Source organism: Methylobacterium sp. D48H (assembly GCF_053345715.1).
On sequence record NZ_JBKFAP010000003.1, the window covers coordinates 47,687 to 61,344 of the forward strand.

11 protein-coding genes are annotated in these 13,658 nt (G+C 72.9%); 7 read left to right on the plus strand and 4 right to left on the minus strand.

Annotated features, from left to right (window positions below; genetic code table 11):
- Nucleotides 1-310: 310 nt before the first annotated feature.
- Together ACLBX8_RS08865 and alr are read right to left on the minus strand one after the other, a co-directional pair.
- Nucleotides 311-1,570 carry a D-amino acid dehydrogenase gene (locus tag ACLBX8_RS08865; protein WP_447698170.1) on the minus strand — a complete coding sequence of 420 codons (1,260 nt, stop codon included), beginning with the start codon at nt 1,568-1,570 and terminating at the stop codon, nt 311-313.
- Between the two features lie 8 nt (nt 1,571-1,578).
- The gene (gene alr / locus ACLBX8_RS08870) at nt 1,579-2,712 is read right to left on the minus strand and encodes an alanine racemase (RefSeq protein WP_447698171.1); all 1,134 of its coding nucleotides are present in this window, start codon (nt 2,710-2,712) and stop codon (nt 1,579-1,581) included.
- A 147-nt stretch (nt 2,713-2,859) separates the two neighbouring features.
- Here alr and ACLBX8_RS08875 point away from each other — a divergent pair, with 147 nt between their 5' ends.
- From ACLBX8_RS08875 to ACLBX8_RS08905, 7 genes are all read left to right on the plus strand, one after another.
- A complete protein-coding gene (locus tag ACLBX8_RS08875; RefSeq protein WP_020091060.1) occupies nt 2,860-3,309 on the plus strand; it encodes an Lrp/AsnC family transcriptional regulator in 450 nt (149 codons plus the stop codon).
- A 13-nt stretch (nt 3,310-3,322) separates the two neighbouring features.
- Nucleotides 3,323-4,564: an amidohydrolase gene (locus ACLBX8_RS08880; protein ID WP_447714989.1), complete on the plus strand. Its 1,242-nt coding sequence runs from the start codon at nt 3,323-3,325 to the stop codon at nt 4,562-4,564.
- Entirely contained in the window at nt 4,561-5,472 is a 912-nt protein-coding gene (locus ACLBX8_RS08885) for a LysR family transcriptional regulator (RefSeq protein WP_020091058.1), read from the plus strand. Before ACLBX8_RS08880 ends, ACLBX8_RS08885 begins: the two co-directional genes overlap by 4 nt.
- A 101-nt stretch (nt 5,473-5,573) precedes the next feature.
- A complete protein-coding gene (locus tag ACLBX8_RS08890; protein WP_447698173.1) occupies nt 5,574-6,458 on the plus strand; it encodes an NAD(P)-dependent oxidoreductase in 885 nt (294 codons plus the stop codon).
- Nucleotides 6,458-7,996, plus strand: coding sequence for an aldehyde dehydrogenase family protein (locus tag ACLBX8_RS08895; RefSeq protein WP_447714990.1), 1,539 nt, complete (start codon nt 6,458-6,460; stop codon nt 7,994-7,996). Before ACLBX8_RS08890 ends, ACLBX8_RS08895 begins: the two co-directional genes overlap by 1 nt.
- Before the next feature lie 107 nt (nt 7,997-8,103).
- Nucleotides 8,104-9,474 carry a DUF3100 domain-containing protein gene (locus ACLBX8_RS08900; RefSeq protein ID WP_447714991.1) on the plus strand — a complete coding sequence of 457 codons (1,371 nt, stop codon included), beginning with the start codon at nt 8,104-8,106 and terminating at the stop codon, nt 9,472-9,474.
- Nucleotides 9,475-9,552: 78 nt separating this feature from the next.
- Complete coding sequence (locus ACLBX8_RS08905; protein ID WP_020091054.1) at nt 9,553-10,707, plus strand: M20 aminoacylase family protein; 1,155 nt, start codon at nt 9,553-9,555, stop codon at nt 10,705-10,707.
- 36 nt (nt 10,708-10,743) lie between these two features.
- Here the strand turns inward: ACLBX8_RS08905 and katG are convergent, their stop codons facing one another.
- Nucleotides 10,744-13,062, minus strand: coding sequence for a catalase/peroxidase HPI (katG, locus tag ACLBX8_RS08910; RefSeq protein WP_100251554.1), 2,319 nt, complete (start codon nt 13,060-13,062; stop codon nt 10,744-10,746).
- A gap of 398 nt (nt 13,063-13,460) precedes the next feature.
- Nucleotides 13,461-13,640 carry a hypothetical protein gene (locus tag ACLBX8_RS08915; RefSeq protein ID WP_234081819.1) on the minus strand — a complete coding sequence of 60 codons (180 nt, stop codon included), beginning with the start codon at nt 13,638-13,640 and terminating at the stop codon, nt 13,461-13,463.
- Between the last annotated feature and the right edge of the window lie 18 nt (nt 13,641-13,658).

The window sequence follows — 13,658 nt, forward strand, 5'->3', positions numbered from 1 at the left end:
CTCGACACGCTGCGAAGGGTTGCCTGGGCCTGTCGGAAGTCATCCGACGATTATGCGAATCCGCACGTCATGAACGTCATGTAATCAACCGGTGGTCGTATCTCGGTGAATCATGAATGATTGTGCCCGGTGGTGACGGCGACTCGCCACGATTCCCGGAGTCTTGCTCAACGCACGGTCGGATCGCGTTCGGGGCGATACCGGGCAGAGTTGTGCTGGTGCGCCACGGCACGCGCTGCGCAGCGCGACGGCGGTTCAGTGACCGGGCGACGGGGAGTCGGACCGGTCAGGGCCGATCCGGCCGGCCGGCTCACGCGGCGTAGCGGTCGAGGGCCAGATCGTCGCTCGCGATCTCCGGCGCCCGTCCGGACACGAGGTCGGCGAGCAGGCGGCCCGATCCGCAGGCCATCGTCCAGCCCAGCGTGCCGTGACCGGTGTTGGTGAACAGGTTCCCGATCCGCGTGCCCCCGACGATCGGCGTGCCGTCCGGCGTCATCGGCCGCAGGCCGGTCCAGAACGCGGCTCGGTCGAGGTCGCCGCCGGCCGGGAACAGGTCCTGCACCGAGCGCGCGAGGGTCTCGCGGCGCGGCCCGCGCAGGGCGCTGCTGAACCCGGCGAGCTCGGCGGTGCCGCCGACGCGGATGCGGTCGCCGAGCCGGGTGATCGCGACCTTGTAGGTCTCGTCCATCACCGTCGAGACCGGCGCGGCCGCCGGATCGGTGATGGGGAGCGTGAGCGAGTAGCCCTTCACCGGGTAGACCGGCAGGGCGATCCCGAGGGGGCGCAGCAGGGCCGGCGTGTAGCTGCCCAGCGCCGCCACGTAGGCATCCGCCCGCAGGAGGTCGCCGTCGGCGGTCTCGACCGCCGTCACCCGGTCCCCGACGTGATGCAGGCGCGCGATCGCCGTGCGGTAGCGGAAGGTGACGCCGAGGCCCTCGCAGATCGCGGCGAGGCGCTGCGTGAACAGGTGCGCGTCGCCGGTCTCGTCGCCCGGCAGCCGCAGGCCGCCGACGAAGACGTCGCGCACGGCGGCGAGCGCCGGCTCGGCACTGACGCAGCCGGCCGGGTCCAGCACCGTGTAGGGCACGCCGTAGGCGTCGAGGACGCGGGTGTCGTCGCCGACATGGTCGAGCTGCTTCCGCGTCCGGAAGAGCTGGAGCGTGCCCTTCTCCCGGTGATCGTAGGCGATGCCGGTCTCGGTGCGCAGGTCGCGCAGCGCGTCGCGGCTGTACTCGGCGAGTCGGACCATGCGGCCCTTGTTCCGCTGGTAGGCCTCCTCGGTGCAGTTCGCGAGCATGCGCGTGAGCCACGCGTAAAGGCGGGGCTCGAGCCGCGGCCACAGCACCAGGGGGCGGTGCCGCATCATCAGCCACTTGAGCGCCTTCACGGGGATCCCGGGTGCCGCCCAGGGGGCCGAGTAGCCGGGCGAGACCTGCCCGGCATTGGCGAAGCTGGTCTCCAGGCCGGAGCCCGGCTGGCGCTCCAGCACGGTGACCTGATGGCCGGCCCGGGCGAGGTAGTAGGCCGAGGTGACGCCGACGACGCCGCCGCCGAGGATGATCACGTGCATGGCTTGCCTCAGGCTCCGAGATAGATGCGGTGGAAGCGGTGGCCGAGGCTGGTCAGGACCTCGTAGCCGATCGTGCCGGCCGCCGCGGCGACGGCGTCGACGTCGCGCTCCGGCCCGACGATGTCGACGAGCGCCCCCGGCCCGAGGGTGCCGGGCGCCACGTCGGTGACGTCGAGGACGAGGCTGTCCATCGAGACGCGCCCGACCACGGGCAGCCGGACGCCGCCGAACCACGCCGCGCCGCCCGCCGTGCTGCGGAAGAACCCGTCCGCGTAGCCGATCGCGACCGTGGCGAGGCGGCTGTCCCTGTCGACTCGGGCCGCGTGCCCGTAGCCGACCGGCGTCCCCGCCGGGACGCCGCGCGTCTGCATCACCCGGGCCCGCAGCCCGATCACCGGCCGCATCGGGTTCGCCGCGCCCTCCTGCGGGGCGATCCCGTAGAGGGCGGCGCCGGGGCGCACGAGGTCGAAGTGGAAGTCCGGACCGAGGAAGATCCCGGACGAGGCCGCGAGGCTCGCCGGCACCGTCGGCAGGCGCTGCCGGACCGCCCGGAAGACCGAGAGCTGCGCCGCGTTGACCGGGCTGTCCGGCTCGCCCGCGCAGGCGAGGTGGCTCATCACCAGCCGCAGGTCCAGGCCCGCGAGGGCGTCTGGGTCGTCGAGCAGCGCGCCGACCTCCTCCGGCGCGAAGCCGAAGCGGGCCATGCCGGTATCGACCTGGAGGATCGCCGGCAGGCGCCGCACGCGCCGCCGGGCCAGGCCCTGCCAGCCGTCGAGCTGGGACCGGTCGTTGAGCACGGGCACGAGGTCGTGGTCCGCGCAGGCCGCCTCGCTGCCCGGGGCGGCGCCGTTGAGCACGGCGATCGCCGCCCCGGGGCCGAGGATGGACCGGAGGGCCACGCCCTCACCGACCTGGGCGACGAAGAAGTGCCGGCAGCCCGCGGCGGCCAGGACCGGCGCGACCCGGTCGGCGCCGAGGCCGTAGGCGTCCGCCTTGACGACGGCCGCGCAGGCGGCCGTCCCGGCTCGCGCGGCGAGCAGGCGGTAATTCTCCGCGATGGCCGCGAGATCGATCGTGAGGAGGGCGGAGGCCGTCCCGGCCGGGCCCGCATCGGGCCGGAGCTCGCGGTCGATCATGCTCATGGCGGCCCTCGGAACGGCGCTCGGATGCAGTGCCAAAAGGCTACACGAAGGATCGTCGAACGAGCGTGCATCCTGTCGAAGAGATTTGAATTTCGAGCTTGGCCGTGGAAATATCTGCGGCGAGTTCGAAGATCCTGCGAGGCGCGCGTGGACGCGATCGACCGCCGCATCATCCAGGCCCTGCGCGGCGACGGCCGGATCAGCAACGCGGATCTCGCCGCGGCGGTCGGCCTGTCGGCGTCCGCCTGCCATCGCCGCGTGCGGCTGCTGGAGGAATCCGGAATCATCCGGGGCTACACCGCGCTGATCGGCGGCGCGGTCGACGGGCCGGGCCTCGTGGTCCTCACGCAGTTCACCCTGGACCGCCAGACTGAGGACTATCTCAACCGGTTCGAGGCGGCCGTCCGGCGCTGTCCCGAGGTGCAGGACTGCTATCTGATGACCGGGACGGCCGATTACCTCGTGAAGCTCAAGGTGATCGACGCGGCCGACTACGAGCGGCTGCACAAGGATGTCCTGTCGCGGCTGCCGGGGGTCGCCCGGCTGCAATCGAGCTTCGCGATCCGGACCGTCGTGGCCGCCGGCCGGCCGCTCTGAAGGAAGCCCCGTCATGACGCCGAGCACCGAACCGCGCTGGGACGCCCCCTGCGACCTGCGCCTCCACGACGCCGCGCTCGCCGAGGGAAGCCGGGCGACGATCGACATCCGGGGCGACCGCGTGTCGGCGCTGCGGGATCCCGCCGCGCCGCTCCCGCCCGCCGGCCGCACGATCGATCTCGGCGGCGCCCTGGTGCTGCCGGGCCTGTCGGACGGGCACGTCCACCTCGACAAGTGCCTGCTCGGCCTGCCGTGGCGCCCGCACGCGGCGGCGGGGTCCGTCCGCGCGATCATCGACGACGAGAAGGCGTTCCGCCGCGCCACGCGGATCCCGCTCGCCGAGCAGGGCGCCGAGGCGCTGCTCGAACGCATGCTCCGCGGCGGCACGACGAGCCTGCGGACCCATGTCGACGTCGACGACGTCACGCGGCTCGACCACCTCGCCCAGATCCTCGACCTGCGGGCGCGCTGGGCCGACCGCCTGCAGATCCAGATCGTCGCCTTCCCGCAGAGCGGGATCCTGGGCTGCCCGCCGGTCGCCGACGACCTGGGCGCGGCCCTGCGGATGGGCGCGGACCTCGTCGGCGGCCTCGATCCCGTCGGCATCGACGGAGACCGCGACGGTCACCTGGACATCGTCTTCGCCCTGGCCGAGCGGCACGGGCGGGGCATCGACATCCATCTCCACGAGGGCGGCGCGGCCGGACTCGCCACGATCGCGGCGATCGCGGCCCGGACAGCGGCAGCCGGGCTCGGCGGGCAGGTCACGATCAGCCACGCCTTCGCCCTCGCGGAGGCCGACGACCTGGAACTCGGCCGGATCGCCGAGGCCCTGAACCGGGCCGGCGTCGCGATCCTCAGCAGCGTGCCGGGCGGGGCCCGATGCCCGCCGATCCCGCGGCTGCGCGCGCTCGGCGTCCCGGTCTGCCTCGGCACCGACAACGTCCGCGACTGCTGGAATCCCGCCACGGTCACCGGCATGATCGCCCGCGCCCAGCTCGCCGCCTACCGGTTCGACCTGCGCACCGACGCGGACCTCGCGGCGTTGCTGGCGCCGATCACCGCAATCCCGGCGCGGGTGCTGGGCCTCGGTCCGGGCGCGGTGGCGCCCGGCGCGCGGGCCGACCTGATCGCCTTCGCGGCCGGCGGCGTACCGCAGATGATCGTGGAGCGCCAGGAGCCCGTGCTGGTCGTGGCGCGGGGCGCCGTCGCGGTCGACCGGCGCGGCGCGGCCGCCGGGGATCCGCCGCCGTGAACGACCGCGCGCTGCGCTACCTGCTGGCCGTCGTGCGCGCGGGCTCGGTCCGGGCGGCCGCCGATGTCCTGAACGTCGCCGCCTCGGCGGTGAGCCGGCAGATCATCGAGCTGGAGGCGCAGGTCGGCGAGACCCTGCTCGAGCGCCTGCCCCGGGGCGTGGTGCCCACCGAGGCCGGCCGCCTCGTCGCCGAGCACGCGCAGCGGCAAGCCGACGAGGCGGCCCTGCTGGAGGACCAGCTGAAGCGCCTGCGCGGGGTGCAGCGGGGCACGGTCAGCCTGCGCTGCGGCGCCGGCTTCCTGATCGACCTCCTCGACAACGCCCTGGCCGGCTTCGCCCAGGACCATCCGGGCATCGCCTATCAGGTCGAGATCGGAACGACCGACGGGATCCTCGCGGCGATCGCCCGGGGGGACGCGGATATCGGCCTCGTCTACAACCCGCCCGCGCACCCGGACGTCCGCGGGATCGTCTCCGCCCGGCAGCCGCTCCTCGCCGTCCTGCCGATGGGGCATCCCCTCGCCGACGGGGCGGCCCCCGTCCCGCTGCGCAGCTTCGCCACCGAACCCGCCGCCCTCCTGCCCCCCGACCACGGGGTCCGGCAGCTGATCGGCCGCGTCGAGGCCGACGGCGGATTCCGACTGGTGCCGCGGCTGGAGACGGCGTCCTTCGAGCTGCACCGCCGCTTCGTGATGGCCGCCATGGGCGTCGCGTTCCTGCCGCGCTTCGTGGTCGCGGCCGAGCTGCGCGACGGCCTCCTCGCGGCCTTACCGCTGCGCGACGCGATCCTGTCGGAGGCGAGCGCCCACCTCGTCGTCCGCGCGGGGCGGCGCCTGCCGGAGGGCGCGGCGCGGCTGCTCGGCTGGCTGGCCGACCACATGGTGGCGTTCCGGCCGCCGCCGGCATGACGCGAGCGTGCGGATTTTCCGCACGCTTCGTGCAGAAATCGGTTGTTGTCGCAACGCTCGTTTGCCGGAACTATCGTGCCGCTTCGTGAGGACGGATCGGCATGACCATCGCAACGGTAGGCGTCGTCGGGCTCGGCAACATGGGTCTGGGCATGGCCGCGACCCTGGCCCGCAAGGGCTTCGCGGTCCTGGGCTACGACCTCAGTCCGGCCCGGCGCCCCGCCGCCGAGGCGGCCGGCGTCACCGTCCTCGACGCCCTCAACGACGTGCTCGGCCGGGCCGACGCCCTGGTGTTCTCGCTGCCGCTGGCGCGGGACGTGGAGGCGGTGGTCACCGCGGAGGGCGGGCTCCTGTCCCGGACCGACCGGAAGGTGGTGGTGATCGACACCTCGACCTCGGATCCCGGCACGACCCGGCGCCTCGCCGAGCGCCTCGCCGCGGCCGGTCACGCGCTCCTCGACGCCCCCGTGAGCGGCGGCCCGTCCGGCGCCGCCGAGGGCACCCTGACCATGATGATCGGCGGCGCCGAGGCGGATTACGAGCTGGCCCGGCCGGTCCTGGAGGCGATGTCGGCCCGCGCGCCGCATGTCGGGCCGTCGGGCGCCGGCAACATCGTCAAGCTCGTCAACAACCTGCTGGTGGCGGCCCATCTGGTGACCACCGGCGAGGCCCTGCGCCTCTCCGAGGCGGCGGGCCTCTCGGCCGAGGAGGCCGTCCAGGTCGTCAACACCGCGACCGGCCGCAGCGCGATCAGCGAGGTCATGGTCCCGCGCTGGGTCCAGTCCGGCACCTTCGACAGCGGCTTCTCGGCCGGCCTGATGCGCAAGGACGTGCGCCTCGCCCTCGAACTCGCCGCCGAATGCGGGATCGACCTGCCGCTCTCCGCCGAGGTGAAGCGGATCTGGCAGGCGACGCAACCCGCCATCCCCGACACGGCCGACTTCACCCGCATGGCCGATTACCGCGATCCCAAGGGAGCCCACTGATGTCCGGCACGCCGCACTCGCCCGCCGCCGACCGGGTCGCCGCCCTCCTGGCCGACCTGCTGCCGGGCGGCCGCATCGGCAGCGTCGTGGCCGGCGAGATCCTCGCCGGGACCGGCGCCGCCCTCGATCTCACCAACCCCGCCGACGGCGGCGTGCTCGCGACCTTCGCCGATGCCGGCCCGTCGGTCGTCGAGGCCGCCATGGCGGCGGCAAGCGACGCCCAGCGCGCGTGGTGGGGGATGACCGCTGCCGCCCGCGGCCGCGCGATGTGGGCGGTCGCCGCCCTGGTCCGGCAGCACGCCGGCGCGCTCGCCGAGCTGGAGACCCTCTCGGCCGGCAAGCCGATCCGCGACACCCGCGGCGAGGTCGCCAAGGTCGCCGAGATGTTCGAGTACTACGCCGGCTGGTGCGACAAGCTGCACGGCGACGTCATCCCGGTCCCGACCTCGCACCTGAACTACACCCGCCACGAGCCCTTCGGCACCGTGGTGCAGATCACCCCCTGGAACGCGCCGATCTTCACGGCGGGCTGGCAGATCGCGCCGGCGATCTGCGCCGGCAACGCCGTGGTGCTGAAGCCCTCCGAGCTGACGCCGCTAACCTCGCTGGCGCTGGGCCTGCTCTGCGACCGCGCCGAGGGGATCCCGCGCGGCCTCGTCTCGGTGCTGGCCGGCGCCGGCCCGACCACCGGCGCCGCCGCGGTCGCCCATCCCGAGACCCGGCTCGTCGTGTTCGTCGGCTCGGCCGAGGCGGGCGCGCAGATCGCCGCCGCGGCGGCCCGCGCCATCGTGCCGAGCGTGCTGGAGCTCGGCGGCAAGTCGGCCAACATCGTGTTCGCCGACGCCGACCTCGACCGGGCGCTGATCGGCGCGCAGGCCGCGATCTTCGGCGGCGCCGGCCAGAGCTGCGTGGCGGGCTCCCGGCTCCTCGTGCACCGCTCGATCCACGCGTCCTTCGTCGAGCGCCTGTCCCGCGCCGCCGCGCGCATCCCCGTGGGCGCGCCGACCGACCCGGAGACGCAGATCGGCCCGATCAACAACCGGCGCCAGCGGGACAAGATCGCCGACATGGTCGAGGCCGCCGCAGGGGCGGGCGCCACGATCGCGACCGGCGGGGCCTGCCCCGCCGCCTTACGCGACACGGGCGGCTTCTACTACGGCCCGACCATCGTGGACGGCGTCGCGCCGGACGCGGCGATCGCCCGGGAGGAGGTGTTCGGCCCGGTCCTGGCGGTCCTGCCGTTCGACGGCGAGGACGAGGCGATCGCGCTGGCCAACGGCACGCCCTACGGCCTCGCCGGCGCGGTCTGGACCGGCGACGGCGGGCGCGGCCACCGGGTCGCGGCGGCCCTGCGGGCCGGCACCGTCTGGGTCAACGGCTACAAGACCATCAACGTGGCCTCGCCGTTCGGCGGCTTCGGCCGCTCGGGCTTCGGCCGCTCCTCGGGCCGCGAGGCGCTGATGGCCTACACCCAGACCAAGAGCGTCTGGGTCGAGACCGCCGCCGCGCCGGCCGTGACCTTCGGCTACGTGGGCTGAGCCCGACGCCACGGGCGCAATGACCGAGACGATCTAACGCCAAGCCGGCGCTCAAGACCGGCAGGCGGAGCAACGGGCAGCCCCGAGGGGGGCCAAGGAGGATGACGATGGCGGGGGAACTGTTTGCGACGAACACGCGGCCGGTCGCGCCGCCCGTCTCGGGCGGGGGTAAGCTGACGCTGTTCCTGCTCGCCCTCGTCATCGTCGTCATCGCGGAGGCGATCGGCAACGTCAGCATCCCGGTGGGCGCCGGCAAGATCGTGCTGCTCCCGCTGCTCTGGGCCCTGCTGCTGGGCGGCGCGCTGGGGCTGATGAGCCCGCGCCTGCCCGCGCCGCTGCGGCTGTCGGGCGCCCTGCAGAACGCGGCCGGCGCCTACCTGCAGCCGGCGCTCCTGATCTTCATCGCCAAGCTCGGCCTGCTCGTCGGCGGGTCGCTGCCGAAGATCCTCGCCTCGGGCTGGGCCCTGGCCTTCCAGGAATTCGGCCACTTCTTCGGCACGATGGTATTCGGCCTGCCGGTGGCGCTCCTGCTCGGGATCAAGCGCGAGGCGATCGGCGCGACCTTCTCGGTCGGCCGCGAGCCCAGCCTCGCCATCATCGGCGAGCGCTACGGCATGGACTCGCCGGAGGGGCGCGGCGTGCTGGCCGAGTACCTGACCGGCACGGTGTTCGGCGCGGTGTTCATCGCCCTGCTGGCCGGGCTGATTACCAGCCTCGGCATCTTCAACCCGCTGGCGCTGGCGATGGGGGCCGGGGTCGGCTCCGGCAGCATGATGGCCGCGGCCTCCGGGGCGATCGCGGCCCAGCAGACGCCCGAGGTCGCCAAGGACGTCGCCACCTTCGCGGCCGCCAGCAACCTCGTCACCACCACGATCGGCACGTACTTCACCCTGTTCCTGTCGCTGCCCTTCACGATCTGGGCCTACGGCAAGCTGGAGCCGATCCTCGGCCGCAACCGGCCGGACGCCGCCCGCCCGGCGGCCGCCGACCCGCAGGCGCCGGCCCATCAGCCGGCCCACGGGGAGGTGCGGATCGGCCTCGGCGAGACCGTGCTCGCCTGGATCCTGATCGGCGCCTACGGGCTCATCGGCAACTGGCTGACCTACGGAATCGTCCCCGACGCGAGCGTCGTGGCCGGGATGGCGATCATCATCGGCACCGTGCTCGCCGGCTGGGGCCTCTACCTGCTCCTCGGCCGGCGCCTGCCCGCCGTCCTCTGGGTGTCGATCATCGGCATGGCGCTGACCTATCCCGGGACGCCCTACGCCGCCGAGATCGCCGCCCTGACCGGCAAGCTCAACTTCCTGGCGCTCGCCACGCCGATCCTGACCTTCGCGGGGCTCTCGGTCGCCAAGGACGTGCCCGCCTTCCGCCGCCTCGGCTGGCGGATCGTCGTGGTCTCGTTCATGGCCAATGCCGGGACCTTCCTCGGCGCGGCCCTCATCGCGCAGTTCTTCATGCACCCGCCGCTGGGGTGAACCGCCGCGCCGATCGGCGTAGGGTCCGGGCGGGGGATCGAGGCGCTCCGGCAGCCTCCCGTATCTGAGAGAGATCGCATGCGCATCGAGGCGGAGACCGTGGAGCGGATGGTCGCGTGGCGGCGCGACCTGCACGCCCATCCCGAGCTGGCCTTCCAGGAGGTCCGCACGGCGGATCTCGTCGCCCGGGAACTGGCCGCCTGCGGCCTGTCGGTGAAGACCGGGCTCGGTCGCACCGGCGTGGTCGGGACCCTGAGCCGGGGCGACGGCCCGACCATCGGCCTGCGCGCCGACATGGACGCCCTGCCGATCCAGGAGGCGACGGGCGCTGCTCACGCCTCCCGGACGCCCGGCGTGATGCATGCCTGCGGCCATGACGGCCACGTGGCGATGCTGCTCGGCGCGGCCCGGCACCTCGCGTCGCGCACCGACCTGTCCGGGACGGTCCACTTCATCTTCCAGCCGGCGGAGGAGTGCGAGGGCGGCGGGCGCGCCATGGTCGAGGACGGCCTGTTCCGGCTGTTCCCGTGCGATTCCGTCTACGGCCTGCACAACTGGCCGGGTTTGCCGCTGGGGACCTTCGCGACCCGGGTCGGCGCCATCATGGCCTCCCTCGACACGTTCGAGATCGCGGTCGCCGGGTTCGGCACCCACGCGGCCATGCCGGAGCGCGGCACCGACACGCTCGTGGTCGCCTCCGAGATCGTCCTGGCCCTGCAGACCATCGTGAGCCGCCGGATCGCCCCCACGGACCCGGTCGTGCTCAGCGTCACGCAGATCCACGGCGGCGACGCCTACAACGTCATCCCCGAGCGCGCGGTCATCCGCGGCACGGTCCGCTGCCTGGACGAGGCCGTGCGCAAGCGCGTGGCCGAACTCGTCGAGGCGATCGCGGGCGGGACGGCCGCCACGCACGGCGCCCGCGCGGAGGTGGACTACCGGTTCGGCTACCCCGCCACCGTCAACACCGCCGACGCCGTCGGCACCGCCCTGGAGGCGGCCGGGGCCGTCCCGGACATCACCGCGCGCCGGGGCGAGGTCGGCCCCTCTATGGCGTCGGAGGATTTCGCCTACATGCTGGAGGCCTGCCCCGGCGCCTACGCGTGGATCGGGACCGACGGGACGCGCAAGAGCCTGCCGCTCCACAATCCGGGCTACGATTTCAACGACGAGGCCCTGCCGGTCGGCGCCGCCTACTGGGCCGCGCTGGGGGCGCACAGCCTCAGGCCGTGACGCGGCGCGCACCCTGGGCGATCCCGATGGCGGGCGTCAGGCCGCCATCGGCCCGTAACGTCGGTGACCCTTCACGTCGAAGCGGTCGAGCATCATGACCTTGTCCCAGGCCTTGACGAAGTCCGCCACGAAGCGCCGCTGGCCGTCGCTGCCCGCGTAGGCGTCGGCGATGGACCGGAGCTGCGCGTTCGAGCCGAAGACGAGGTCGCTGCGGGTCGCCTCGAACTTCGTCTGCCCGCTCGCGCGGTCCTTGAGCGCGAAGGTCATCCCCTCCGCATCCGCCTTCTCCCAGACCAGATCGACGTCGGTCAGGTTGCGGAAGAAGTCGGTCGTCAGCGCCCCGACCCGGTCGGTCAGGACGCCCCGGCTCGACCCGTCGTGGTTGGCGTTGAGCGCGCGCAGGCCGCCGGTCAGGACGGTCCATTCCGGGGCTGTCAGCGTCAGCAGGTTCGCCTTGTCGAGGAACATCTCCTCCGGCGAGACGCTGCGCGTCATCTGCCCGAAGCCGTCGTCGACGTAGTTGCGGAACCCGTCCACCACCGGCTTCAGCCACTCGAACATCTCGAGGTCCGTGAGCGCCTGAGTCGTGTCCACCCGGCCCGGCGTGAACGGGACCGGCGTCTCGACCCCGGCATCGCGGGCCGCTTTCTCCACGGCGACGCAGCCGCCCAGCACGATCAGGTCCGCCAGCGAGATCTTCTTGCCGTCGCTGCGGCCGCCGTTGAAGGTCGCCATCACGCCGCGCAGGGCCTCGACCACGGGCGCGGCCCGCCGGTTGACGGCCCAGTCCTTCTGCGGCGCGAGGGCGAGGCGGCCGCCGTTGGCCCCGCCGCGCTTGTCGCTGTCGCGGTAGGTCGAGGCCGCCGAGAAGGCCGTGAAGGCGAGATCCGAGACCGACAGGCCCGTGCCGGAGATCGCCTGTTTCAGCGCGGCGATCTCCGCCTCGCCGACGAGGGCGTAGTCGCGCTCGGGCAGCGGGTCCTGCCACAGGAGCCCGTCCTCGATCACGACTTCCGGGCCGAGGTAGCGGTGCTTCGGACCCATGTCGCGGTGGGTGAGCTTGTACCACGCCTTGGAGAAGGCCTGGGTGAAGGCGTCGAAGTCGTTGAGGAACTTCTCGCAGACCTTGCGGTAGTCGGGATCGACCTTCAGGGCGATGTCGGACGTCATCATCATCAGCGGGTGCATCTGCCCCGCGACGTGGGCGTCCGGCGTCTTCGGCGCGGCGGGATCCTTCGGCGTCCACTGCAGGGCGCCCGCCGGGCTCTTGGTCTGCTCCCACTCGAACTTGAAGAGGTTCTCCAGGTAGGCGTTGTCCCACTTCGTCGGATCCGGGGTCCAGCTGCCCTCGATGCCGTTGGTCATCGTGTCCTTGCCGGAGCCGGTGCCCTTCGGGTTGTGCCAGCCCAGCCCCATCGCCTCCATCGGCGCCATCTCGGGCGGCGGCCCGATCTCCTTGGCCGGCACCATGCCGTGGCTCTTGCCGAAGGCGTGGCCGCCCGCGATCAGCGCCACGGTCTCCTCGTCGTTCATCGCCATGCGGGTGAAGGTGATCCGGATGTCGCGCGCGGAGGCCAGCGGATCGCCGCTGGCGTAGGGGCCCTCCGGGTTCACGTAGATCAGCGCCTGGTGCGAGGCGGCCAGCGGGTTCTCGAGGTCGTAATCGGCGTCGCCGTTCTTGCCCCGCCAGCGCTTGTCGCGGTTGACCATGTCGTCGAAGCTCGAGACCGAGCCCATCTCGACGACCTCCGGTCCCCAGTAGGTCGCGTCGTCCGCCTCCCAGGCGTCGAGGCGGCCGGCGGCGAAGCCGTAGGTCGGCAGGCCCATGATCTCGAGGGCGCAGTTGCCGGTGAGCACCATGAGGTCGGCCCACGACAGGGCGTTGCCGTACTTGTGCTTGATCGGCTGCAGGAGGCGCCGCGACTTGTCGGTGTTGCCGTTGTCCCACCAGCTCGAGATCGGGGCGAAGCGCTGCATGCCGGTGCCGGCGCCGCCGCGCCCGTCGGCGATCCGGTAGGTGCCGGCCGAGTGCCAGGCCATGCGGATCATCTGCGGGCCGTAATTGCCGTAGTCGGACGGCCACCACTCCACCGACGAGGTCAGGAACTGCTTGATGTCGCGCTTGAGCGCGTCGAAGTCGATCTTGGCGAACTCGGCCGCGTAGTCGAAATCCGGGCCCAGGGGATCGGCCGCCAGCCCGTTCTGGTGGAGCACTTCCACCCGCAGGCGATGGGGATACCAGTTCTCCAGCGTCGGCCGGTTGCCGTGGGCGCCGCCGATCCGGTCGCCGCCGAACGGACACTGGCCTGCCATGTGAAACGACGTCGTGTCCGTCTTGTCGATCGTCTCGCTCATCGGGTGGTCCCCCTTGGTGTTGCGCGACGGCCGGGCGCGCGGGGCCCGGACGTCGAAGGCGGTGGGCGGTGCAGGCGGTCCGAACCCTCAGGCGATTCCCGTCGCGCTCGAGACTCGTGACGAAATGAGGCGGTCTCCGGCTGGATCAAGCGCGGGGCGTCGAAGTCTTGCCGGGCTTGCGGTGGAGGCTCCCGCAGAGACCGCGATGACGTTGTCGCGATCTGCCCTGTCGCCGCCGTCGCGGAGCGCCGGCATCGACTCGACGTCGACAACGGCTTGCGCCCGGGCATTGCCCTTCGTCTTGGAGCTGTGGGCCGACCGTCATGATGGTCGTCTCGCGGGGGGAGGTCCTGTCCCCGCGCGGACCGATCGAGACGGCCGGCGCCGGTCGACGTCGGTCAGGGCGTGGATCGCGTCCCGGCCGGCGGGGCGCTGATTGATCCGCTCTCGGAGCCGGTGACGACCTTGCGGGCGGCGGCCTGACTCTGGCTGGCGTAGTCGGGCGGCGCGGTCTCACCCTGCCAGATCATCAGGCCGGCCAGGGCGGCGACCATCAACCCCACACTGACGAGGAGCACGATAAGAACCGGCCTGCC

What these genes read in the sequence shown, in the direction of transcription:
- ACLBX8_RS08905 (WP_020091054.1), top strand. Translation starts at nt 9,553, where the DNA reads ATGCGCATCGAGGCGGAGACCGTGGAGCGGATGGTCGCGTGGCGGCGC.
- ACLBX8_RS08880 (WP_447714989.1), top strand. Translation starts at nt 3,323, where the DNA reads ATGACGCCGAGCACCGAACCGCGCTGGGACGCCCCCTGCGACCTGCGC.
- katG (WP_100251554.1), bottom strand. Translation starts at nt 13,062, where the DNA reads ATGAGCGAGACGATCGACAAGACGGACACGACGTCGTTTCACATGGCA.
- ACLBX8_RS08890 (WP_447698173.1), top strand. Translation starts at nt 5,574, where the DNA reads ATGACCATCGCAACGGTAGGCGTCGTCGGGCTCGGCAACATGGGTCTG.
- alr (WP_447698171.1), bottom strand. Translation starts at nt 2,712, where the DNA reads ATGAGCATGATCGACCGCGAGCTCCGGCCCGATGCGGGCCCGGCCGGG.
- ACLBX8_RS08865 (WP_447698170.1), bottom strand. Translation starts at nt 1,570, where the DNA reads ATGCACGTGATCATCCTCGGCGGCGGCGTCGTCGGCGTCACCTCGGCC.
- ACLBX8_RS08900 (WP_447714991.1), top strand. Translation starts at nt 8,104, where the DNA reads ATGGCGGGGGAACTGTTTGCGACGAACACGCGGCCGGTCGCGCCGCCC.
- ACLBX8_RS08895 (WP_447714990.1), top strand. Translation starts at nt 6,458, where the DNA reads ATGTCCGGCACGCCGCACTCGCCCGCCGCCGACCGGGTCGCCGCCCTC.